Here is a 25,314-nt window from a genome sequence, read left to right as displayed (position 1 = left end):
ATATGTCCCCCGCCCTTACGGATGCCACGCCAGCCAAAGCGGCTGCGTCCGGCTGAGCTGCCGGTTGTGCAGCGGCTTTTCCTTGCACAGGAGCGGCCACCAGCGCAATCTGTTTTCGCCGCCGTCACGCCGCAGCAGGTTGCTGACGTCGAGGCGGCGCATCCAGCCGGGCGTGGAAATCACATGCCCGTTCAACATCAGCCAGCCGAGGTGGCCGGGAGCCTCCAGAAAGATCCGCCGCGACGGGCCGGACGGCGTTTGGAACACCGTTTCCAGATAGAGGAATCCGCCCGGCTGCTTCCCGTCGAAAGGCGACAGCACATTCACCTCGCGCGCCGCCCGCCAGCCGGTCACCGGCACGGTTTTCAACGGAACCGGATCGCTCTGCAGGAAAAACAGCCCGGTCACGCCGCTCGGACGGCTGCGAAGCTGCTCCTTGTGGCGCAGCGCCCCATTCACCTCCAGCTCCAGCACCACCTTTTCGCCCGGCGTCAGATCGAACATGAAACAGCCGTTCGTCCGGTCTCCGAAAGGCTGTTCGATCGGAGCCGGCTTGCCGTTGACCCACAGCCGCCCCTGCGGTTCGATGCCGTAGAACCAGTACTGCGACGCGAAAACCAGCGACGCCCGCCGCCCCCGCCATGAAGCCGGAACCGTAAACTCCCGGCGGAAGTGAGTGACCGCTTCCTCATCCGGCACTCCCATTGTCAGGTAGGCGCCGAGCTTCACGGTACGCCCGGCCTTCCAGTCGTGATCCGGCGGCGGCGCTTCGCCCCAGACCGGACCGCCGACCGTCATTTGCCAGCCGTCGGCCAGGGAAACCGTGTTTCCATCCGCGACTTCGGGAGGCGGCAGCTCGTCCGCCGGGATCTCCGGCAGCCGGTACCAGCGCTGCTCCAGACTCTTCAGCCACGCCAGCGGCGCGCGGGCGATATCCCGGCGCGGCGCGGCGAACATGCGCAGTTGCATCGGTTCAAAGGAAAGGCCCGCCAGCGTCAGCTTTCCTCCCTCGTACCGGAACGGCGTTGCGGGATGGCCGTTCGCCGTCACCTCCCGCAGCGTCTGCGGCCGGTCCGGCGCGGCGAAGGTCAGAGCCACATCCCGCACGCCCTCCTTGTCGTTGACCTTGGCGGCAAGATAGAGGTCGTAAAGGCCGTTCTTGCTCCGCCAGCGTTCCGAGAAAATATCCGCCGTCCCCTTCGCTCCGTTGTTGTAAGAACTGCGCGGCACCTTCAGCGCATCCAGCAGTTGCGCAAGGTACGGACGCGCCGCCGGATCGGTTTCAAACCGGCCGCTGCGGTCGCGCGCCTCGCGCCAGAAGGTCGAGCCGAGCGTGATGATCCGCCCCTTGCCGATCTTCCGGGCGGCGATCGCGATGCGCCCCTCCCCCGGCTTGCGGTCCGCCCATTCGGCGATCACCTCGACGTCGGAAGCCGCCGGCTCCATGCCGAGGGAAGAACCGGTCACGTCGGCTCCGGTCCAGTCGTAGACCACGCCCCAGGCGTCGATCTCCCTGCCGCGCAGTTCCGGCCACAGCTCCTGCTCCTTGCTGAACCGCAGTTTGCCCCAGCCGCCCCGGCTGCGGCCGACTACGCGCAGGCCGTTCAATTTTGAAACCGGCCACGACCAGCCGCGTTCCGGCGAATGCTTGCCGGTCTCGTGCATCGCGATAAAGGTGCCGCCGTTGCGGCAAAACCGCTCGATTCCGGCGATTTCGCCGTCGGTCAGCAACTCGCTGGCCGCGTCGAACACCACGTCGAACCACGCTCCGGCCCGATCCTTCTCAAAGTCCGACGGATCGGCGAGGTTCACGGTGCGCCCGGCGGCCTGAAGTTCACCGCGGCTGACATCCCAGCTCCACACCGCAGGGAAGTGGAGACGCGACGCATTGCGTACCGATCGCATCACTCCGAGGTCGGAACGGTTCATCTCGAATTTCCCGGCGCTGCGGATCACCTCGGGATTCGCGTCGATCCAGCGGCGCACCTCCTCGTTGCCCATATATTGCTCCGCGTCGAACAGCGCATTGATGCCCTCGTTGCCGAGCAGCATGTACAGCGTCATCATTTTGCGCATCTCCCACGCGCTGCCCGGCGCATTGCCCGGTTCGCAGGTGATCGGCAGTCCGCGCGCGACATAGTAGCGGGCCAGCCACGGCGCCCAACAGGCTCCGCCCTGCCCGGTATCCTGCGCGGTCGCGCCGTATTTCCGGCAGAGGTCGAAAGTGTGATCGATGAAATCCCAGGTCGCCATCAGCAGCTGGGGACGCCCCTGCGGATCGCCGCCGCGGGTCGCCTTCAGCCAGTTTTCGATGCCGCGCATCCGGTAGCGCGATGCGAATTCGATGGTGTCGAAATAGAGTCTGTTCAGTCCCGGATCGTCCGACGGATAGCTCCACCGCCCTTTCGGTCCGAGGAAGATATAGCCGGGAACCGGCTTGCCGTCGAGTTTCAGCACAATGGTGTTCTCCCCGGCGCGCACCGCTCCGCCCAGCTCGAAACACTCGTCGAAGTCGCCGGTGATCGGATCGTCGTGCGTCAGGTCCTTCAGTGGTTTCCCGTTCAGGAACGCCGCCTGAACCTTGGAGACGCGCCCGTGCCACGCATTCCGGGAGATGTGCAGATAGTTCAGCTTCGCCGGGTCCGCCGCGCGGAAATTCCGCTTCAGCCACACCGAACCGGAGTAATAATCGTACAACAGCAGCAGCGGGTCGTCGCTGCGGATTGCGCTCCAGCCCGCCCCCCCGTCCGGAGGCGTTTTCCCGCCGGCGGGATCGGCCTTCAATTGCCACTCGCCGCGCAGGTCGAGACAGGTTTCCGGATTCCATCCGGCAAAAGTGCGCATGGTCGGAATCTCCACTTTCTCACGCTCCGGGTTCCGGCCGGTAAACGCGGCATAGGCCGCGACCGCACCGGGATCTCCGGCGTAGGTCGGAATCGCCAGCATCACGTTGTGGCCGATTTCAACGCCGCCGAAATGGTTGTTGAAGTCTGGATTTTCCGCATTGTGCGCCGCAATGCCGCGCAGCGAGGCGGCGAGCGCCGCATCGGTCGGGCGCACCGGATCGAACGCCGCGCAGACCGCGTTTTTCTGGTAATCGAGATCGGGATAGGAAACGAAACCCGGCTCCGCAGACACATGCGGCAGCGGCGTGCGGTTCCACAGCCATGCCGGACGTTCCGGGTTGCCCCACGGCTGGTAGATATGATACGCGGTGCCGTGCCGCTTCGCCAACGCCGCGAACCAGTCCGCCACCGAGAAGTCGTACACACCGGGAGCCAGCTGGATATTGGGATTCAGCACGTCGCCGATCAGGTTGAATTGCTTTTCGCCCAGCCAGTCCGCCCCCTTGCGGTAATCCTTCGGCAGCTTTCCCCACCCGAGCAGGCCGATCGCGAATGCGTCGTTGTCGAAGCGGTCGAGCCAGCGCGGATGGACGCCCGGCGTCACCGGCTTCCAGTTTTCCGCATTCGCCTGCTTCGCCAGCGCGCCCAGTCCCTCCGGATCGCGGGCAAACAGCACCTGCACCCGGTCGCCGTCCAGGCCGAGCAGCCAGCAGCCGGTTCCATCCAGCTTCAGATTGGTTCCGGGGAGTCCTCCGTCCCATATTTTCACATCCCCGAAACCGGTCAGGTCGGCCAGCAGCTTCGAGCCGCACGCGGCGGCCAGTTCCGCGCTCCCGGTTTTCAGGGTGGTCCACGAACTTTTCCCGCCGCCGGACTCCCGGCAGAGCGCCTCGATTTTCCCGAGGCCGCGCAAGTCGGCGGCCCCCCGGCTCTCCCCGGCAAGTGCTCCGAAACCGATCAGCATCCCCAGCAGGACGGCAAACCGTATCTGATTCATTCAATCACCTCAACCAGGCGTCCCAGCCGGGCCAGCCCCAGGCCTGCGTCCACTCGTTGCCGAGGTCGCTGTCCACGAATTTACGCAGCAGCCCCTGCCGGGAACCGCAATGGCCGTCGGCATAAAGCTGGTTCGAGGAGACATTGCCGTGCGGATAGCGGGCCCGTCCCACGCCGGTCGCCACGCGCGGCAGCGTGTCGTCGCCGTTGTCGAGGTTGCATTCGCTCAGGATCGCCCCCTGCCGTCCGCCTTCGACGATCGCGAACAGCGTGGAGGGATTGCGCAGTTTTTCGATCCTCTTGGGTTTGTTATAGGCGGCGTCCGGATAGCCGACCACCGTTGCATATCCCATGCCGTTGATCGCATAACAGAACCGCTCCGGCCCGCAGTCGGTCGGCCCCGGATAGCCCCAGTAGCTGTCATCGCTGCCGTTCGCATCCGCATTGTACGGAACCGCCGGACAGCGGTAGATGTGGCTGCCCCGCTTTGCGGAGGTGTAGTTCAGCACATCCACCCCGAGTCCGAGGTAGGAGGCCAGAAAATGCTGCCACGAAGGCTGATCCGTCGTGAAGTCCCCCATCGTGAATTTGAAACTGCCGTCCATCACATGCGGCACCGTAATGCCGTTGCTGTCGCCGGTGTACAGATTCGCCGCCTGTCCGAATTGCTTCATATTCGCAAGGCAGCTCGCCGACTGCGCGGTCGCCCGCGCCTTGTTCAGCGCCGGAAGCAGCATCCCCGCCAGAATCGCGATGATCGCTATCACGACGAGCAGCTCGATCAAAGTAAACCGCTGGTTCTTCATTGTCCCTCCATTATCAATTGTTGCGTTGTTTTTATCGGCCATTTATCATCTCCTGAATCCAATGCCACCCGAGGTCAACCTTGGAGTGCGGAGCCCGAAAGGGCGGCGAAGCCGACTTCAGCTCCGCTTTCCAATCGCACGTGATCATGCACTTACTCATAAGTTTGGTCTGCCTTTTCGCATCATTACAGTTCACAAACTGGTTGTTATGTCTTATGCGGATGGCTCCGGAGGGCCAACCGCCCTCCGGACCTCCCCGCTCGCCTCGGAACTCCCGCTGACTTGCAAAGCACTTCCATTCGCGGGCGGGGCTAGCGCCCCTTACTTGTCGGGCTACGCCCGCCAACCCTTCATCGTTCGCTACGCTCACTACGCCAGGGGGGCTTCGCTCTCTACGTTCGGCTTCGTCACTATCGTTCCTCGTTATTTTGCTACCACAAAATAATTCCCTCACATTCGTTCGCGGCGCTGACCGCGCTTATTGTGCGCCGCGTAAATGGTCTTGGAGACCAACCAAGGCTCGCCTGTACCGGCAGCCGCACGCCCCCCAGCAGCGGCGCTTTGCCGCCCTTAGCACTTTTCCGGCAAGTCCGGCGACAGTTGTTTTTTGTCGCCGGTACCGCCTTTCCATGTATATTATACCAGAAAATCATCGAAATGCACAGACGATAAAACCATCATCTCTAGCACAAATAAGGAATCCGCCGGGCAGATATCACGCTTCATTCCCGTCGAAGCGGATTTCCCACTCGCGGCGGAAGCGGGAGGGGGTCATACCGGTTTTCTGCTGAAAGAAGCGCGTGAAGTAGTTCGGATCGTTGAAGCCGGAGGCGAAAGCCACCTCCCGCACGGTCAGGTTGCTTTCCAGCAGCAGCTTGCGGCTGTAGTCCACGCGGCGGGTCTGGATGTAGTCCATCACCGACATTCCCAGCGCGGCGTGAAACAGCTTGGTCAGGTGGTTGGCGGTGATCTGGAATTCGGCGGCGACTCCCGCCACGCGCAGGCCGCCGTCCAGATAGCGGGCATCGATCAGGTTCTTGGCCTTGAAAAAGAGCTTGCCGGATTCCGGCGTCTGAGCGGCCTCCGGCTCCTCGCCGCGCAGGACCAGCCCGAGAATCTGCATCAGAACTCCCTGGCGCATCAGCATTCCGCCGACCCCTTTCGACTCCGGCAGGAAGTAGCGCCGCAGAAACAGCAGAATCTCCTGAGGAACCGTCTCGCGGAAAACCGGAAACGACACGCCGGGCAGTTCCGGGTCCTTCGCCGCCAGCTCTTCCCGGTACGGGGCGGGATCGTCGTTGTAGACGAACACATCCTCCGCTTTCGGGTTGTCGCGGTGCGCCCCGCAATCCCCGAACCAGTCGAAATGGATGCACCACCGTTCCAGCTGGGGCACTCCGACTGTGCAGTGCACCAGCCCCGGCGGAATGATGATCGCGGAGCCGGTACTGCATTCATAAACCCGCTCACCGGTGATGATCCGGCCGCTGCCGTTCGCGAAATAGACCAGTTCATAATCGTAAATCCGGCGGTTCGGCTCGACGCGGCCCGGAGGCCAGGTCGAGTGCCACACGGGACCGCCGCCCAGAAACAGGCGGCGGCGTTCAAACTCATGTTCCATTTTCAGCGGCTCCTTCGGCGGTTTCAGCCGTACTATAAAACCGGAACGGAGCGAATGCAACCTGTTCTTTCCGGTTTTCCCGCCGAAATACGCCTGACAAGCGGCTGCCGAAAATTATATCCCCCTCCGAATCTACCGCAACCAGCAACACCGGAGAACCGGAAAATTGGATCAACCTGTTTCATTCAAACATCTTACAAAACAGCACTTCCAGAAATCGTCCATCTGCCCGGCTGCTCCGGCGTCCGAGGCAGGGGTGAATCCCCAAAGAACTGCCGGAAAACGGAGAACCGGGCTTTGCCCGGATATCGGAGAAGGGACTGAATCCATTCCGGCTGAAAAAATCCTCAAAAAGCCTGTATTTTCTCACGGAATGGCAGGTAAAACCACTAAAAATCCGTGATCCGTGCTAGGAATATCGGTTTTGTCGCCTGTCATTTTCGCTACATTCGAGTATAATATAGTCAGGAAACATCTCACAACGAAAGAGGTATTGCCATGTCCTGGTTGGAAAAATGCTATTCCCGAATGCTGATCGACAACCACATCACCGACCTGAACCCCAGATTCATGAGCCGTTTCGACCCGGCGGAGTATGTCAGGATGCTGAAGCTTTCCGGCGTCGAGAGTTCGATGGTCTACGCCTGCGACCATAACGGCAACAGCTACTATCCGACCAAAGTCGGCCACATGCACGCCGGACTCAACGGACGCGATATCTTCGGCGAAACCGTCCGGGGACTCGCCGACGCGGGGATCATCCCGGTCGCCTACCACACCATCATCCACCATAACTGGTCCGCCAAAACCCATCCGCAGTGGCAGATGCGCGACCGCACCGGCAACAACCACGGCAACCGCTACTACTGGAGCTGCCCGAACAACGACGAGTACGTGGAGTTCTGCTGCACGGAAATTTCCGAAATCCTCGCCTATCCGGTCGCGGGCATCTTCATCGACATGACCTTCTGGCCGACGGTCTGCTGCTGCGACTCCTGCCGCGCCAAATTCCGCGCCGCAACCGGAGCAGAAATCCCGGAGGTAATCGACTGGAGAGACCCGGCATGGGTCCGTTTCCAGCGCTGGCGCGAGGATTCGATGGCGGAATACGCGATGAAGCTGACCGGCCATGCCCGCAAGGCGCGGCCCGGCGTGACCGTGACCCACCAGTTTTCGCCGGTGCTGCACGGCTGGTTCCTCGGCGCCAGTTCCGGCATCGCGGAAGCGTCGGACTACACCTCCGGCGATTTTTACGGCGGCAGGCTCCAGCAGCGGTTCGGCGCCAAGGCGTTTTCAGCCTACACGAATATGCAGCCCTATGAATTCATGACCTCGCGCTGCGTGTCGCTGCACGACCACACCTCGACCAAATCCGACGAGGAACTTTACCTGCATGCCGCGACCACGCTGGCCAACGGCGGCGCTTACTTCTTCATCGACGCGATCAACCCCGACGGCACGCTGAACGAGCACTTCTACAAACGCCTCGGCAAGATCGTGCGGAAGCTCGAACCCTTCCGCCGGGCCGCCGCCCGGCTGCGGCCGGTGCTGCGGGCGGAGGTCGGCCTTTACTATTCGATGTCCAGCTGCGTGGACGAGTCGAAAAACCGCCTGCCCCTGCTCGAACTCTTTGAACAGGGCGCGAATATGGACATCCGCCACAACGCGGTGCTCGACGAGGTGCTCGGCACCGCCGCACTGCTGAACCGCCTGCACGTCCCCTACAAGGTCATCACCGACCGGACCAGCGACTATTCCGGCTTCAAGGCGATCATCGTGAACCATGCCGCCTACCTGTCGCCGGAGGAAGCGGAACGGCTGCGCCGGTTCGTCGCCACCGGCGGCACCCTGATCGCGACCGGCAAGACCTCGCTCTACGACCGGTTCGGCAACACGGACGGCGACTTTCAGCTCGCCGACGTATTCGGAGTGAGCTACACCGGCAAGGATACCGACAAGGTCTGCTACCTCGCCGCCGGGGATGAACTGATCTCCTGCTCCGGCACCTGTTACCCGCTGGTCGAAGCGCATGACGGAACGCGGGTGGACGGCACCGTCACACTGCCGGATTTCCCGGTCAACGATCCCGAACTTTACGCGTCGATCCACTCCAATCCGCCCGGCGTCGCAACCGCTTATGCGGGGCTGACCGAACACATTTACGGCAGCGGGCGCTGCGTCTACCTCTACTCCGGGCTGCTCGCCGAACGGCAGTACGCCCAGCAGAGCTTCGGCGAAACGCTGTTCCGCCGCCACCTGCCGATGTTCGTGACGGCCTCCCGGAACCTGCCCGCGTCGGTCGAACTGACGCTGCTGGAGTGCGCCGTCCCCGGCACGCTGCTGCTCGGCATGGTGGACTATCAGGAGGAGCTGCCGAACATCACCCTCGCCGATGTCGAACTGACCGTGAAGCTGCCGGAAGGGTTCACGCCGAAGCGGGTGCGGCGCACCTCGGACGGCAAAACCGTGCCGTTCCGCTTCACCGGCGGCGAACTCGCGCTGACTTTCGACCGCTTCCGCGACGCCGAACTCTTTGAACTCACGATGGAGGAATGAATTATGACTTACTGCAACCTCTCCGACGCCCGCCGCTACGCGGGCAGCATGGAACAGCTCGCCGACGCCCGACTGGTCGAACTTGCCGAAGGCCCCGGTCGCGGCTCAAGGCTGATCGAATTCCGCAACGGTTCCGGGCTGGCGTTCACGGTCGCGCCGGACCGGGGAATGGATCTGGTGGACTGTTCGTTCCGCGGGATTCCATTGGTGTTCCGCGCCCCGGCGGGCTACGTTTCCGGCGAACGCTACGAACCGCAGGGGACCGGCTGGCTGCGCAGCTGGCAGGGCGGACTGATGACCACCTCCGGCTTGCGCAACGCGGGAGTGCCGGACGGGGAACACGGCCTGCACGGCCGCGCCTCCCACCTCGCCGCCGAAGATGTCGGCATCCGGCGCGGCGCTTCCGGAGGCAGTTACCGGCTCGAAGCCGTCGGCACGCTGCGCGAAAGCGCGATGTTCGGCGAATATTTGCAACTGGAGCGTTCCGTCTCCACCGGTTTCGGCGACAACTCGATCACACTTTGCGACACCATCACCAACCTCGCCCCCCGTGAGGACTACCTCGAACTCCTGTACCACTGCAACTTCGGCTATCCTTTCGCGTCGCCCGACCTCGAATTCGAGGCGCCGCCCCATGAAGTCGTGCCGCGCGACGCCGAAGCCGCCGCCGGGCTGGCCGAATGGGACCGGCTCGACGAACCGGCGCCGGACTACCGCGAACAGTGCTTCTTCCACAAACTGCCGGAGGGCAGGATCGCGGTACTGAACCGGAAGCTCGGCGTCAAAGTGACCCTCGTCTGGAACACCGACGTACTGCCCGATTTCGTGCAGTGGAAAAACTGCCTCGCCGGAGCCTACGCGCTCGGCCTTGAACCGACCAACGCCTCGCTGCGCGGCCGTTCCGCCGATATCGCCGACGGCGTCGCCCGCCGCCTCGCCCCCGGCGAAGCGGTCCACACCCGCCTTGAATTCCATTTTGAAACCATATAAAGGAGGTTCACCATGTCCGCTTCCGCCATCCGCAACGCCTTCTCCGCCGGAAACGGCATTTTCCGGCTCGCCCCCAACTGGGTGCCCCGCTCCTTCTGCATTCCGGGCCGCCGCATCAAACTGCATCCGGACGACTACTACGCGCTCGGCGGTCAACGCGGCGGCATCGACGAACGCTGGCTCGGCTGCACCACCCCCGCCGACAACGGCCCGCTGACCGGCAGGAACGAGGGAATCAGCCACCTCGTGACGCCCGGCGGCGAACTGATCCCGCTCACCGAAGCGGTCGCCGAACTCGGCGCGGAACTGCTCGGCGAGCGGCTCTGGAAAGAGTACGGCTGCTGGCCGGTCTACTCCAAGTTCTTCGACAATCTCGGCCCCCTGCCCCACCATGTCCACCACCGCGACGAACACGCGAAGCTGGTCGGTCAGCGCGGCAAGCCGGAGTGTTATTACTTCCCGCCGCAGCTGAACAACCACGGCGGCCACTTCCCGTTCACCTTCTTCGGCTTCGAGCCGGGCACGACCAGAGAGCAGGTCCGCGAGTGTCTGGTGAACTTCACCAGAGGCGACAACAAGATCACCAACCTCTCCAAAGCCTACCGGCTCGAACCCGGCACCGGCTGGGATGTCCCGCCCGGCGTGCTGCACGCCCCCGGCAGTTTCTGCACCTACGAGCCGCAGGTCGCCAGCGACGTGTACGCGATGTACCAGAGCCTCGTGGACGACCAGATCGTACCCGAATCGCTGCTGTGGAAGGATTGCCCCGCCGACCGCGTCGGGGATTTCGACTACCTCGTCGAAGTGATCGACTGGGAGCTGAACGTCGATCCCGACTTCGGCAGACACCGCTTCATGCGTCCGGTCGACGCCCACCCCGAAGCCGAAATGCGCGACGGCGGCTACCTCGACCGCTGGATCTGCTACAAATCCCCGGCGGTTTCGGCCAAGGAGCTGACCGTGCTGCCCGGCCGTACCGCCGTAATCCGCGACAAAGCCGCCTACGGGCTGATCGTGATGCAGGGACACGGTTCGATGAACGGCCTTGCGCTGGAAACTCCGGCCCTGATCCGCTTCGGGCAGTTGACCAGCGACGAATACTTCGTCTCCGAATCCGCCGCGAAGCAGGGCGTCACGATCGTGAACGCCTCCCCGACCGATCCCCTGGTGATGCTGAAGCACTTCGGCCCCGCCAACCCCGAGTGGAGCGCCCGTTTCCGGCAGTGACTCCCGTTTCCGGGAATTGCAGGGCGGCAACGGGCCTGCGCCGCGGGATCAGAACTCTCTCCGGATGACGGAAAGGATCAGCTTCCCGATGCGTTCGCCCAGCCGTTCCGCATTTCGTATTTCCACACTGACGCAGCGCCCCGGCAGCAGGCCGGCGGCCTCCGTCAGCACCAGTTCGATCCGGTAAAGAGCGAGAACCGACGAATATTCTCCCGGATTTTGCCCGTCGGCGTAAACCGGAACCGGCCCGCCGTAGTGTTGAAGCAGCGGTGAATCCTTCAGCCGCGCCGCAATCCGGTTGACCTGCGTAATCCGGGCCGGATGCTCCGCCGGCGAATCCCGGACGAAGACGACGGCCCGGCCTCCCTCTTTCAGCTTGCCGATATCGCGATCCTGCGCATAGGCGTAAACCATCAGCCTCTCGGAAACGACCTCGCCGGCTTGCAATCCTTTCGGCAGATACGCCCCCTCCGACATATCCGGCAGGGCCGGGACAAACACGCCGTCCGCTCCGGCCCGCACCGTCAGTTTTTCCCGGCGGCGTTCCAGTTCTTCCAGTCCGAGCCGGTCCGAAGCGATTTTTTCAGCCGTCACCCGGCTTTCGGAAAACAGCTTTTCATCAAGCTGTTGAAGATCGTAAAGCGTCCGGTCGTATTTGAGAACCGTTTTCAGCCGTTCGATTCCGTTTTCCAACTGCGGGGAACGCAGCCGGAACAGGATATCCCCCTCCCTGACCGCCCTTGCCCGGCGCGGCAGCTTCGCCGTCAGGTAGCCGCCCTCGGAAACGGTCACGAGCCGGCGCGCCGCCGGAACCGTCTCCCCCGGCAGCGAGATGCTCCACGACAGCGGCAGAAACAGGATTCCCGCCAGAATCACCAGCGCGGCTGCGCCCGGAAACCAGCGCGCCCGTCCGGCGGAACGCTTCGACAGCGCCCGGATCGTCCAGATCTCCCGCCAGCACGGATAAATCAGAATGCTGTAAAGCTCCAGAACCATCATCACCACGGCCACCGCCTTTACAAAGCTGTGATAGATGACCAGAACGATCGAAGTGTACAGGAAAATCCGGTAAAGGAACGCCCCGACGCCGAAACAGAACAGCAGCACGCCGTGTTCGCCGCGCGGTTTTGCGCCGAGCCGGAGGAAATGCCAGCGCCAGCACTGCCTGACGTATTCGCCGGAACGCGCCATCAGGTTTTCGATATTCACCAGGTCGCAGAAGATGTAGTAGCCGTCGTAGCGGATGAACGGGTTGCCGTTCACGAAAAGGGTCGAAATGGTGCTGACCGCAAAGACATAGAACATCGTCGACTTCCATGCGCCCGGCGGCAAATAGGCCCACAGCAGGGCCGCGATGCCGCCGAGCAGCAGCTCGGTAATGATTCCCGCCGCGTCGATCAGCAGCCGTTTCCCGCGCGGCAGCCGCCAGCTGTCGGTGGTATCCGTGTACAGCTTCGGATAGAACACCATGAACCCCACCCCGATCCCGCGCACCCGGCAGCCGAAACGGATCGCCGCCAGCGAGTGCGCCGCCTCATGGATCAGTTTCAGGAACAAAATCGCCGCGAAGTACTTCGCCAGCCCCGCCCATGAAAGCGAATCCAGAAACGTCGTGCGTACCGTCCCGAACTCCCGGACCACCAGCAGATACCCCAGCAGGGCGGGAAACAGCAGCGCCAGAACCACCGGTTTCGATGCGATCCAGCCCGCATACGGCCTGATGGCCTCAAAAAAGCGCTCCGGGCGCCACGGCGGCAGCCTGAAAAAAAGGTATGCCGCCGAAAAACGCAGAAAAGCGGTCTTCTCCCTCTGCTCCGCCCGACGCTCGCGCCTGACGCCGATCTGGCCGTATTCGGGAGCGAGCAGGTTGTTCTGCCGGAGGAATGCCAGCAGTTTCACAAGCTCGCTCCGCTCCAGCGAAATGCCGTTGCACCTGAGTTTATCGAGGAACTGTGAAACCGGCATGGATTCCGTCAGGAACGCCGCGACATCGAGCATGGCCGGAGGAATCCGGTAATAGGCATCCGCCTGCCGGTCGAAAAGCAACGGCGTCCCGCCCCGGATCAGTTCGACATCCGTTCTCAACATGCCGGTCATCGGTTCCGCGGCGGCCATTTCACATTCCCCGGAAGTAAAGTACGGAGCTCTTGAACAACCGGTAGCCGATGGGAACCCGGCCGCCGGAAAGCCTTGCGACGCCGCGCATGCCGTAACGCAGTCCGGCCGGGGCGTTCTGCAGTTTTACCCGGACTTTATAGCAGTAGGTCTTTTGTTCGGTCAGCTCCGGGTAATGCGAAATTTCCAGAATCTCAGCCGGAATTGCCGTTTCCGGCGCGGTGTGCAGAAATAAAGTCACCCGGAAATGTTGAGACAGCACCGACGCCTCTCGTTCATCGACCGGTATTTCCGCAACCATTCCGTTTCCGCCGAATATCTCGAAGAGCTTGTCGCCGGTCCTGACCGCTTTCCCGGCAAGCAATTCGGCACGGTCATCCGCCAGCGCCACGATCCCCTCGGCCGGAGCTGCAATTTCGGAGTGTTCCAGATACCACTGCGCCTCCTCAACCGCGACTTTCGCCGTGTCGCGGCGGGCTTCAAGCAGCCGTACCTGTCCGAGCCGCGTCTCGTCGGTAAAAGCATTCTGCTGTTCAAGCGCAAGCTCCGCCTCAACTTCGCGAAGCGCGCTCCGGGCGCCGGAAAGCCGGTAGGCGAGCTGTTCCGTGTCATATTCCGCAACCACATCGCCCCGCTTCACGGTTTCTCCATCCTGAACCAGACACTTCGCGATCAGCCCGTCGAACCAGGCGTAGGCGCTCGTGATTTCCGGCGCTTTCAGCGTAAACTCCGCCGTGACATTTTCGGGAACGCGCACGAACATTGCGCCGGTCAGCATGGCGAGAATCACGCCCCAGATCCACCTTTTTTTCACATGGCGCTTCATCCGGCGGAACCGGCTCTTGCAAAGCCGCTGGTAATAAAGCGCTTCGGAAACCGAAGCCGCCAGCAGTTTCACCGTGTTCGAGACATAAGGCGGCACTCTCTTTTCATATTCGAGCAGCCAGATGAAAGTAAAATCCGTTTCCTCAAGGTTCGCGGGCGGACGCAGTTTCACACAGCAATAGACCGCGTCATGTTCCGCCAGTTCATCCGGCAGGCCGTTTTCCCGCGTGACGGTTTGCGGTTCATCGGCAAGCTGCAGCGACTCCGCAAACCGGCATTGCCGCACCGCCAGCTGCGAGTGCGGATTCGCCTCCGCCAGCCCATACTGCGCAATCACGCGGGCTTTGCCGCCGGCAAGTTCCAGCAGCGTGGCGGTGCGGAAATTCAGCAGTTGGCGGCTGTTGTTGACCGCCAGCGCCGCCGCATCCATGAAATCCCCGGCCCCGAAGAGGTCGTGTCCGTATTTCAGCATCAAAGCAAAGGCTTTCAGCCGGGCGGAAAGTTCCTCATTCGTCATGGATCAATTCCCCGGTCATGCCGGCGCGCAGTTTGCCGTCGCCGTTGTCGATCAGCACACGGATGCGGACGGTGCCGGTACGGTGGTCGGCCTGCGGAGCCACCTCATATACGGTTCCCTTCGCCTTCCGGTCCGTTCCCGAAACCGAAACGACAACCGGATTGCCCACCGTCGTCAGCGCGGCATCGTTCAACGGAACGTTCATCACCGCCAGCAGCCGGTTGTCGTCGATGATCCGAAACAGCGGCTGCCCCGGACGAACCGTTTCGTACTCCTGCGTCCGGATTTCCGCGAGCTTGCCCGCGAACGGAGCTTTCACGATGCAATACGAAAGATTCAGCTTTGCATCCGCCAGGCTGCTTTCCGCAACAGACAAGTCAAATTCTGCTTTTTTAAGCTCGTGATCGCTGGTGAAGTTCTTGGCCCGCAACTGCTTCCTGTCCTCGAATACAGCCCGGGCAAAGTCGGCCTGTTCCGTTGCCCGCCTGACTTCCAGCGCATACCGGGAGTCGTCCAGTGCAGTGAGAACCTCCCCCGCCTTGAACGGCTCGCCGAGCTTGAAACGGTAAGGCAGCAAAGTGGATTCCGCCCGCGCCGCAATGACTGCCTCGCGGAACGGAAAAAGCACCGCCTTCACCGCCTCGCCGTATGCCGGGGCGGCAAACAGCAGCAGAAAAAACGCACACCATCTCACTTCGCTTCTCCCCGTCAGTAGAGCGCCCGGGAAAATTTCGCCATTTCCGCCTCCGCCCGGGCATTTTCATAAAACGCATCGCCGATATAATCATCCAGCAGAAGTTCGAAATCATCCTTGAACGCGGTGTGCCGATTCAGGATGGTTTCCCACCGGACGCCGCCGATTTCCAGATAATCCTCCAGGGAGTCATCCGCCTCACGGAGGTTCAAACTGCCGCTGACAGAATTTTCACCATCCGGGATCGGATCAAGAACCGAAGTCGGAGCCTCGAACCGATAAATCCCGCGCGGTTCCCAGTAAAAACCGGCGCTGCCCGGTCCGAGGGCCTCGGTGGACATCGTATAATTCAGATTGTAAATATACGGCTGCTGCCATTCATTGATGCTGCTGTCCGGAATCCTCTCCGGCTGGTTGTCGCGCGGATTTTCCGTGATATGCAGCAGGTTTTCCACATAGTGAAGGATATAATTGGGGTTGTTCACCTGCAGCGTATCGTTGAGGATGGTGTAGTCCCCGACCTCCTCGCCCGGTTCCCGGACCAGCGTTCCATCGATGGAATCGCCTTCCAGCAGGACACCGCCGGTATGCTTCCAGGTCAGTATCGGATCGTCGTCTCCCCGCTGCTTGCTCTGCTCATCCGCCGTCACCGTAATGTGCCGCGGCGTGACGGCGCCTTTCCCCGTCAGGACCAGAATATAATTGCCGCTGTCGCCGCCGGTCAGACTGCCCGCCATTCCGGTCAGCTCCCGGCCGGAATGGACATTGGCATCCGCATATTCCGCCTGCAGCGAATCCATATCGAAATCCACATCATCATTGCCGATCCTGCCGGCCAGTGCATAATCCGCTTCATCGTGACCAAGACGGGTATTCGCATCGTACACCTTTTCCGCATTGACATCGACCGTGATGACGGCATGGCGAATCGTGCCGGTATAGACATATTCAATGATGAAATTATTCTCGCCATACTTGCCGATATAACCGGCGTTGCCGTTCGTGCCGTCCGCTCCGGTATACTGCCCGACATTCTTGCCGCCGTACTCGAAGGATTCCAGCACGAAATCATCCGCATCCAGCAGCCCCGACTCGTCGCTGTTCACCGTAACCGTATGGTTGCCGCTTGCGACGTCGTAGCCGGTAGTTCCGTCATAGGTTTTTACGGCATCGACGGTTACAATGACCTTCGCCGGGTTGATCGTCAGCTTGCCGTCGATGTAGCTGATCTCGTAGTTGCCGCTCATGTCGTTGCCGTCGGCATCCACAACCACCGCATCCGAAAGCACCTGATCATACTCGCCGACATCCGTTCCGGCGGCGACGCCCGCTACGCTTTGCAGGGCATCACCGGAAACCAGACCAGTGACATCCGACCAGCCGACGACCGCATGTTCCTTGCCGTTATAGATTTGTGTATCGGTATTGCCGGTTACGGTCAACTGCGCTTTATGGATATCCCCCTTGCCGCTGAAAGTGACGATATAAAGAGAGCCGTCCTCGAATCCCCCCAGAACGCCCTTGACATTAAGCGGAATATCCCTGCCCGCATTCTTATCGGTGTATTCCAGTTGTTCCAGTTCAACCCGCTCCGCACCAATCAGCAGTCCGTCATTGGTTGAAACGATACCGTCGACGCTGTAAATGTAACCGCCGTTTCCGTCAACCGGTGCGGCGGTGGTGCCGTCGTAGCTCTTTTCGGTGCTGACTTCCACGGAAATTTCCACCATCGCATGGGCGCCGACATTGAACCCGCCCCGGCTGGTTTCCACGCGGACGATTCCATTCGCGGCGCTTGAATCCTGTGCCGCCATGATGTAATCAGCCCGTGAAACCGTCGTGGTGTTGCCTTTCATATCAACCCACGCTCCATCCTGCAGGAAATAGAAATCATCACCCACTTTGGCCACCTGCGTTCCCGAGGTGAAGGCAAGCCCCGCCGCACTGATCGCCAGCGTGCCGTATGCGGTCAAATCCGATGCCGCAAGCAAATCCTTGCCGAACACCTCATTCAATACCGCGTATTGCGAATGAGTATCCGTCGCGACCGTTCCGGCGGCCTCCCGGCCGTAAATCGAATAGGCGGTATGGATCTCTCCGCCGTTGGCGACGGCGAACTCTCCGCCGCCGTTGCCGAGCACGATCGAGTTGATCACATTGACCACGACCGCGTCGGCAGAAATTCCGCCATTCGCCGCCGTATTGCATGCCACAGTGGAATCGATCAGATTCAGGCGCATTTCATACCGCGTATCAATTGCGCCGCCATTCGTCCCGGCCGCGTTGAACGCCAGTGTGGAGTTGATCATATCCACCTGCAAAGAGGTGCTCCTGATCGACGACGAAAAGGCTCCGCCGGCCCGCAGGGCGCTGTTTTCGCTGAACGTGTTGCGATCCAGTTCAAAAGTGATCCCGGAAGAAGTTCCAGACCGCGATACGGCCATCGCCGCCGGAGCAGGCGCAGAAGCCATGCGCAACTCAATCTCCTGCTCCACGACGTGCCAGCTCAGCACATTGATCCTGATACTCATGAAGAACGAATAGAATCCTCCGTTGGAATCCTCCGTCAACCGGATCGCTCCGCCATCTCCGGCTGTCGAGTTGCCGCTGAAGAAGTTGCCGTCGATTTCCACATCAACGCCGACCTCGCTCATACCGGCGGTGTAGCCACAGAAAAATACCGCTCCGCCGCCGTAAGTCCCGGCGGTATTGCCGGAAAAAGTCGAATCGGCCAGTACGAAATTCTTCCCCGCACCGTCGTTCTGCCGCCCGGTCAGATCCATGAAAATCGCGCCGCCGCCGCTTGCCGTAAGGGTTGCGGCATTGCCGCTGAATACGGAATCGCGGATCTCCACTAGAAAATAGCTTTCCGAGTTCACAAACGAGGTCTGGATGTAATAGGAATATTTCCCCTCAGACCTCATATCGTTGAGCGAAACCGGCGCAACGGCGATCGCCCCCCCCGCCTTTTCCGCGGAATTGCCGTCGAACACCGAACCGGTCACCGTCAGTTTTCCTGCCTCATAATCGCCCCGTCCGGTCGGAGTGAAGCTGCCGGGGCGGGAAGCACTGCTCCCCAGGGACGCCTGTCCGCTGCTGCCCGCCATGATGTCGTTGATATAAACCGCCCCGCCCATGTAGCTCGCGGAGCAGTTGCGGAATTCACACCGGTCAAGCGTGATCGCCGGGCCGATATATCCGGCCCGGTCCGCCTGAATAAACAGCGCGCTCGAACCGTAGACCGCACCGCCGAACGAGGCGGAACTGCCGTAGAACTCGCATTCGTTAAGAGTCAGGACAACGTTGCCCTCCACATAGATGCAGCCGCCTGCTTCCGGCGCGGCCGACACATTTTCGCGCGTCATCGCGACATTTTCAATTGTGACGACAACCTGAGGCAATGCGGCGTCATAACGGGTTGAACCATCCGGAAGCCTGCTCGAATTGACGGTCAGGATGCTGCCGCCGGAAACCGCCGAAAGCACCGTATGCTCCCCGCCGACGAAATGGAACTCCACATTCGCCGCCTCCGGATTCGCCGGATCATATTGGAAATCGGCGTCGTTGGAAACCGTGATCGACTTCACATCGATATAACCATCCGCCAGATAGATGGTTTTCCCGACCAGCGAGGCGTAGTCGCTGATCGCCGGAGTAAGCATCACATTGACGCCGCCCCGCTCCGGCATGTACAGAAAGACATCCGCCTCCAGAATGTCGGTGACATCTTTGGCCGGATCCGTGAAATAGTATCCCCAGATCGCCTTGCCCGCATAGGCTCCGGCTCCGTAAAAACCCGCCAACATGCGCGCGGCGCCGCGTCCGTCCCGGCTGATGTACATCGCCTCGGCCTCCGCGACGGATCCGGTCACGAGATCCGTCCCCGCCGGGTCGAGCGCGATCCACTGCATTTGCCCGGTATCGCGGCCGGTGGTGAAGTAAAAGCTGCCGTCCTTTTCACCGACGATCAGGTTCCGTTCCTGCGACGCGAAAGCGCCGGGAAGCACGCGAAGGCCGGGCATGTCGCCGCCGTTGGCCGTATAGCGGCTGCCGCCGAATTCCGATTGGGAATCGGCTCCGCCGAGGTTGGTGCCGTCCATGCCCGCCGCGTTGGAAACGACATTGTACTTCAGATTCGCCGCCGCTCCATCCTCCGCAAAGAAATCGAACGCGCCGTTCGAGACAGCCAGATTGTTGAGCGCCAGCAGTTTCGATCCGGAAGCGGCATAGACGCCCGCACTCTGCTGTGCGGCATCATCGCTGAATGCCGTAATCGTATTGTTGACCAGCGAGGAGACGCCGGAAGCCGCAAACCACGCGCTCCCCTTCCCGGCCGCCGTATTGCCGTCAAAGGTAGAATTGACTGCCGCCGCGGTTCCGGCATTCCAGACCGCGCCGCCGTCGACGGCGGCATTCGCGCTGAAATAAGAGTTGTCGATGCGCACCGTGCCGGCGGCGTTCGCAATTGCCCCGCCGCTGCCGGAAGCTTTGTTCCCGGTAAAAATTCCCTTGTCAATCGAAAGGCTGCCGCGATTGAACACCGCACCGCCGGAAGCGGCGGCGTTGCCCGCAAACAGGACATTGACCGCGGTGAGCACTCCGGCATTCCAGACTGCGCCGCCATTGCCGGTCACCGTCAGGCCGGAAAATTCGACATCGGCAAGCGTCAGCGTCCCCCGGTTCACCACCGCGCCGCCGTCCCCCGACATGCTCCTGCCGTTTCCCGTCATGGCGAGGTCGGATATCGTCACGTCGCCCGCCTGTATCTGGAAAATTCCATTCCCGGCGGAAACCAGAATCGTTTCACCGCTCCCCTGCCCGACGATGGCAAGGTCGCGGCCGATGGTCAATTGCCCGTTCAGCAAAATGCGCGTATCCAGCCAGTAGAGCGTGTCGACGCTCTCGTCATCCAGCGCCGCCTGAAGTCCGGCAACCGTGTAGAAATGCGTTGCGTCTCCGGCGGCTTCGGCGCCGCTCCATGCGACATATCCCTCCCGCAGGACTGCGCCGATATTGCCGGGCGCGCTGCCGTAAAGATAACCGCGCTGGTCATGGTCGAGCTGCCGTTCCGTTGTCGCGGTGGAATAGCCCGGCGTGGAAACCCTCACCGTCACCTCATTTTCCGAAGTGCCGTCGCCGTAGAAGAAGGCGTAGATTCTCCCGTCGGAGTCCCCCGTCTGCATACGGACCGCCGCCGCGGCAAAGCCGGCGGCATACTCGCTCAGGGCAACCGATTTTGAATGCCCGCCGTTGTCCGTGAGCGCGCCGCCGTTTTCAAACATGCTCTCCACACTCTCCCCGGCGTGATTCCGGAACGCCGCCTCGTCCGCAAAGCCGTCGATGGAACCGTAAGCGGAATACCGGATCTCCAGCTTCCCGGAGTTCGTGATGTCGGCGCCGCTGCCGTTGCCGACGGCGATGCTGTTCAGGACAAACGCCGTTCCCAGACTGCGAATCGCTCCGTCGCCCTGTACCGCCTCATTGAAAGCAAAGGTGGAGTTGGCCGCGTAAAATTTACTTTTGGCGTCATTGTAGACCGCACCGCCGGAAGCCGCTCCGTTCCCGTGAAACGTCGTATTGACAACTACAAGGGTCGCGCCGCCGTAATTGTTGATCGCACCGCCGGCATGGCTGCCGCCGTCCACCCGGTTGTCGGCAAAAAGGCAGTCCGTGATCGACAGATAAGCACTCCCGCTGCCTTTCTGGTTGAAGATCGCTCCGCCGCCGCAGGTTGCATCGAATAAACCGGAACTGCCCTCATAAGCGATATTGCCCTCAAACACACACTGTTTGAAAGTCCCGACATTATAGTTCATCACCGCACCGCCGTCCCCGGTCGCCGAGTTGCCGGCAAAACGGACTCCGGAAGCGGTCACCGTGGCGGAGCTGCCGCTGATCAGCGCACCCGCATAGGAATCGGCATGATTGCTTTCGAACAGAGTATCCTTCAGGATCAGCTTGGCGTAATTGGCGATCGCGCCGCCGCCGTCGGCACTGTTTTCCCGGAATATGCAGCCATCGACAGTCAATGTCCCCGAACTCGTATTAAGATAGATCGCGCCCCCCGCATGGCCGGAAGCGTGATTGTCGAAAAATAAAGAATCGGTAATGTTGATCGTCGCATAACCGCCGTACCAGGAATCGGCGGTATTGTAAAGTACTCCGCCTCCAGCGCCGCTGGTCGAGTTGTCATGGAAAACACTGTCGTTGATATTCAGCGTAATACTGCCTTCCGCATAATTGTAGATCACGCCGCCGCGATTGCCGCTGGAAAGATGGAACCCTGAAAAATCGGTGTGATTCAACGTCAGGTTGCCGGAGTTGTAGATCGCTCCCCCATTGGAGTTGACGGTGCCGTTCCCCTCGAAATTGAGGTTTTCCAGCACGACATTCGCGCCGGAGTCGATCGAAAAGATCCTCCGGCTGGCGGCAGCGGTGATGGTGACAATGTTTTCTCCGTCGCCGCTCAGGTATCCGGAAATGGTGACCGAATCATCGATCGTCAAAGCCCCGGAGAGCCGAATTTCCGTAACATTGTCGGCGAACGTGATCTCATCGGTTCCGGCATGTTTGTTCGCCTCGCTGACCGCCCACGCGAACGATCCCTCGCCGGAGCTGTTTTCATTCACGACAAGATAGTTGGTCAGGTTGTGCATATAGCCGTCGACCGCAATGCTTTCGGCCTCCACCGTGCCGAACCGGTACTCCAGTTCCCAGTCGCCGGAGACGCCCGTCGCGTCGTCGCTGGCGGCGACGTCGGCTCCGCTCGCGTCGGCAATCAGCCCGATCAGCTCGCGCCCGGCTTTGCCGTCGGCGAGATTGCAGCCGTACAGCAGGATGTCGCCTCCCCCGGTCAGGTGCTCGCCGACCTCTGCCCACTCCGCCGCATCGAAGTTTTCCGCATTGAAAACTTCGCCGTTCAGCACGAAGTAACCGTCATTGCCGTGGCTGAGAATGTGAAGCGCCTCATATTTCACGCCGTCGTGGCGGTTGAAGTAATCGTTGATCTGCTCCATCGCATCGCGGTCGGGATCCAGAAGCAACGCCTCCTGATTCGGCTTCAGCGACGCGACAATGTCGTCCGCATCGGCGACACTGGAGTTGATGACCACCAGCTCCCGGCCGGTGGAAACCGTGCCGCCCCGGTCGATAAAATCCACCGTGACCGTCGGGACATCGCCATTCTCAACTCCCGGATCGGAAAAAACGGCGTCAGCGGCAAGGTCGGCGGAACCGATCTCCCCGTTGATCAGCTTATCCAGCTCCGCGTCGATTCCGGCGGGTTCGCCGGGAATATTCTGTGACTCGCCGTTCGGACGCGCCTGCGACGGGTTTTCAGGCGGCGCATTTTTCAACGCCTCCCGCTCCTCCTGCGCTTGCTTTTCGCTTTCGCTCACATTCGCATTCGGGTTGTCCTGCGCCGCTTCCGCCGCGTCGACGATTTCGGCGGCGGCGGCGGCTTCAAAAAGCACCCGGTCTTCCAACCGGAACATATCCCAGTCATTCAGTTTCATTGTTCAACTCCTCCCACATTTGCATCAGGCGGCAGGTTCGGCAGGCGGTTCCACCGGAGTTTCCAACTGCTGCTCCGCCTCGCGGATCTTCGCTTGTTCCGCCTCATACTCCGCCTTGGCGCGCGCCAATTCTTCCGCGGCGCGGATCCGTTCGTCCTCCAGACGCTTTTTCAGTTCGGCAACCGTGGCTTCATGCAGATTTTCGATGCCGAGGGTATTCAGGATGCGGAAATACGCGACATAATAGTTGCCGAGCGACAGATATTTTTCAATTTCGGTTTCGGCGGCGGCAAGGCGCATGTGGGCAAGCTCCAGCTGCGAGAGTTCGCCGGAAACCCGGCTGCTGCCCTCCGCCTTCTCCAGATTCTTCCGGTAAGCGGCGTTGACCCGCGTGTCGATATTGAGCCGCTCGCGGGTCGCGACCAGATTGGCGTGCGCGATGCGGACCTGCGCCATCACCGCGATCGCCTGCGCATAGGTGCGGGCCTCCTCCGCATCCACCTGCGCGCTGTAAGCCTGATAACGGGCGATGTGCTGCGGCAGCTTCAGCAGATTGTACGCGGCGCGGATTCCAAGCTCCCACCAGGTCGAGTGATAGAGGAAACTGTTGTTGCTGTTGGTGAAGTCGACGAACATGCGCACATTCGGGAACATCATCACCAGCGTTTTCCGGCACTCCAGCACGTTGATGTGCTTTTGCATGTCGACCTCATACAGCTCCGGGCGTTTCATCAGCGCGATCTGCTCCATCAGCTCCATCTCCGGGAAATCAAATTCCGGAACCGTGTCGAGCACCGAATCATCCACCCTGATCGCGGCATTCGGATAGAATCCGAGCAGAGAACGCAGTTCCACGCAGGAGTTCTCATAGCTGCGGATATAATTCGTCAGCCGTTTTTCCATCTCGACAAACTGCTTGACCTCGTCGAAGGCCCGGAACGGCGTGATCTGCCCCGAATCGCCCATCTGCTCGATCAGCTCGTAACGGTTCCGGCACTCCTCCAGCAGCTTCCCGGCGACGTTGATCGCGCGCTGCGCCGCCGCCACCTGAAAGTAGACCCGCACCGTATCGAGCACCAGATTCTGTTCCGCCCGGCGGGTGCGCTGCTGCCGCAGCAGCATGCGGTCCTGCGACTGCTGGGTGTTGAAGAAGGCAAGCCCGAAGTCCAGCACGCTCAACGCCAGATCGACGTTCAGATAGTTCACATTCCGGTCCTGGCTCTGGGAATAGGTGTACGTGCCCGGCCCGGTGCCGTGAACCTGCCGGCTGCTCGAAGCGGGGGTGTTGCTGCGCCCGGTCAGGTTGTCGGAGACGTTCAGCTCCGGCAGCATTCCGAGCATTTCGCTGGTCCGCATCTCCTTCGCGACCTGCTCTTCAAGCCCGAACACCTTCAGATCGAGATTGTTTTTCACGGCGAGACGGACGCATTCGTCGAGCGAAAGAACGCGCTCCGCGTCAATATTGTCATATCGCGCACGCTCGAAATGCTTCACCGCATAGGCCACGCGCTCTTCCTGATAGTCATCGAACGATTTGCACCCGGCCAAAAACACTAAGCCGACAGAACCGCCAACCAATACATTCCGATATTTCATTCCCTGATTTTCCCTGATGTTACTGATCTACGCCGTTGACGTGAATTGAATGTTTCAAACGCAGGATTTCAGGACGGCTGCGCCAGCCCTCTCCTGACGGAAAACCGCACGCAGACCTCCATTTATCCAATATTTATTATGTATATATTTTTATATAAAAGCAAATAAAATTAAGGGGAATTTATATTTTTTCTTTATTTTCGCACGCCTGTCGAAATCCGGCGCGAAACAGGGAAATCCCCCTGAACAGCTTCCGGCTCCGAATTGTCATACGTCCCCTGTCCGCATGAAATCCACGCGACCGCCCCCTATTTTTCCGAATATTATTATGTTTAGAATCACGGCAAAAGCAAATAAAATAAGAACAATTTATATTATTTCTTTATCATTCGGCAATTCGCACCGCGCCGGCCTCATCCCCCTCCCTCTGCCCGTCCCGTGATGAAAAACAAATAAAAACAGGACCGGCCCTTGATATCCCAATAAATAAATGTTATATTTATTTAGATTTAAAATTTATATAACTGGATTTGAATTTTCATGCAGACCGCGACACATGCTGAATTTTTGAAACTTTGCCGGAAGATCGGCTGGAAGTGCACCTCCCAGCGTCTGGCCGTCTACGAGTTTCTGCAGGGAAACCACGCACATCCTGACGTGGATACGGTCTGGTTCGCAGTGCGCAGCGCCCTGCCGACGATCACCCGTGAAAGCGTATACCGGATTCTCAATGAATTTACCGAAATGGGGATCATCGGGCGTCTGGATCATATCGACAACGCCCGCTACGACTCCCGGGTGGGCGCGCACGGGCATTTCATCTGCGGACAATGCGGAGAGATTTCGGACTTCGACTGGCCGGAAGGCGCGGTAATTCCGCCGGAAATGCTGTCGCGCGGCGTCAGCCACATGGAAATCCGGCTCGTCGGAATCTGCAGACGGTGCGCCGCCGCAACCGGCGGGTCCGCACCGTCACAGGCAAACGATTTCCCCAACAACCAACCAAAATAA

Annotated in this window: 13 protein-coding genes; 5 read left to right on the top strand and 8 right to left on the bottom strand. The window is 60.7% G+C overall.

Features of this window, described 5'->3' with window-relative positions:
• Window positions 1-15: 15 nt before the first annotated feature.
• The 3 genes from C8D82_RS08915 to C8D82_RS08905 form a co-directional block, all read right to left on the bottom strand.
• Entirely contained in the window at window positions 16-3,843 is a 3,828-nt protein-coding gene (locus C8D82_RS08915; protein WP_116883931.1) for a hypothetical protein, read from the bottom strand.
• 4 nt (window positions 3,844-3,847) lie between these two features.
• Complete coding sequence (locus C8D82_RS08910) at window positions 3,848-4,648, bottom strand: type II secretion system protein (RefSeq protein ID WP_116883930.1); 801 nt, start codon at window positions 4,646-4,648, stop codon at window positions 3,848-3,850.
• 715 nt (window positions 4,649-5,363) lie between these two features.
• Complete coding sequence (locus C8D82_RS08905; RefSeq protein ID WP_133245123.1) at window positions 5,364-6,269, bottom strand: AraC family transcriptional regulator; 906 nt, start codon at window positions 6,267-6,269, stop codon at window positions 5,364-5,366.
• 166 nt (window positions 6,270-6,435) lie between these two features.
• Here C8D82_RS08905 and C8D82_RS20640 point away from each other — a divergent pair, with 166 nt between their 5' ends.
• The 4 genes from C8D82_RS20640 (at window position 6,436) to C8D82_RS08890 (ending at window position 11,042) form a co-directional block, all read left to right on the top strand.
• Window positions 6,436-6,672 (top strand): hypothetical protein, encoded by a 237-nt coding sequence (locus C8D82_RS20640; protein WP_133245122.1) that lies wholly within the window; start codon window positions 6,436-6,438, stop codon window positions 6,670-6,672.
• 95 nt (window positions 6,673-6,767) lie between these two features.
• Window positions 6,768-8,825 carry an alpha-L-fucosidase gene (locus tag C8D82_RS08900; RefSeq protein ID WP_116883928.1) on the top strand — a complete coding sequence of 686 codons (2,058 nt, stop codon included), beginning with the start codon at window positions 6,768-6,770 and terminating at the stop codon, window positions 8,823-8,825.
• 3 nt (window positions 8,826-8,828) lie between these two features.
• Complete coding sequence (locus C8D82_RS08895) at window positions 8,829-9,815, top strand: aldose 1-epimerase family protein (protein WP_116883927.1); 987 nt, start codon at window positions 8,829-8,831, stop codon at window positions 9,813-9,815.
• A gap of 12 nt (window positions 9,816-9,827) precedes the next feature.
• Window positions 9,828-11,042, top strand: a complete 1,215-nt coding sequence (locus tag C8D82_RS08890; RefSeq protein ID WP_116883926.1) for a cupin domain-containing protein — start codon at window positions 9,828-9,830, stop codon at window positions 11,040-11,042.
• A gap of 48 nt (window positions 11,043-11,090) precedes the next feature.
• Here the strand turns inward: C8D82_RS08890 and C8D82_RS08885 are convergent, their stop codons facing one another.
• From C8D82_RS08885 to C8D82_RS08865, 5 genes are read right to left on the bottom strand one after another with little or no spacing between them, the layout of a single operon-like run.
• On the bottom strand, window positions 11,091-13,157 hold the full coding sequence (locus C8D82_RS08885) for a site-2 protease family protein (RefSeq protein WP_116883925.1): 2,067 nt from the start codon (window positions 13,155-13,157) through the stop codon (window positions 11,091-11,093).
• Between the two features lies 1 nt (window position 13,158).
• On the bottom strand, window positions 13,159-14,499 hold the full coding sequence (locus C8D82_RS08880) for an efflux RND transporter periplasmic adaptor subunit (RefSeq protein ID WP_116883924.1): 1,341 nt from the start codon (window positions 14,497-14,499) through the stop codon (window positions 13,159-13,161).
• Window positions 14,489-15,193, bottom strand: coding sequence for an efflux RND transporter periplasmic adaptor subunit (locus tag C8D82_RS08875; RefSeq protein WP_165832957.1), 705 nt, complete (start codon window positions 15,191-15,193; stop codon window positions 14,489-14,491). Before C8D82_RS08875 ends, C8D82_RS08880 begins: the two co-directional genes overlap by 11 nt.
• Window positions 15,194-15,207: 14 nt before the next feature.
• Entirely contained in the window at window positions 15,208-22,707 is a 7,500-nt protein-coding gene (locus C8D82_RS08870; protein WP_116883922.1) for a DUF4347 domain-containing protein, read from the bottom strand.
• 24 nt (window positions 22,708-22,731) lie between these two features.
• A complete protein-coding gene (locus C8D82_RS08865) occupies window positions 22,732-24,303 on the bottom strand; it encodes a TolC family protein (RefSeq protein WP_116883921.1) in 1,572 nt (523 codons plus the stop codon).
• 540 nt (window positions 24,304-24,843) lie between these two features.
• On the opposite strand from C8D82_RS08865, the gene C8D82_RS08860 reads away from it, so the two are divergent.
• A complete protein-coding gene (locus C8D82_RS08860) occupies window positions 24,844-25,314 on the top strand; it encodes a Fur family transcriptional regulator (RefSeq protein WP_116883920.1) in 471 nt (156 codons plus the stop codon).

The sequence above is a fragment of the Victivallis vadensis genome, assembly GCF_003096415.1.
In the GTDB taxonomy this organism is placed as follows: domain Bacteria; phylum Verrucomicrobiota; class Lentisphaeria; order Victivallales; family Victivallaceae; genus Victivallis; species Victivallis vadensis.
The sequence above is the reverse complement of the archived record's forward strand: the minus strand, read 5'-3'. Positions and strand labels throughout refer to the sequence as shown.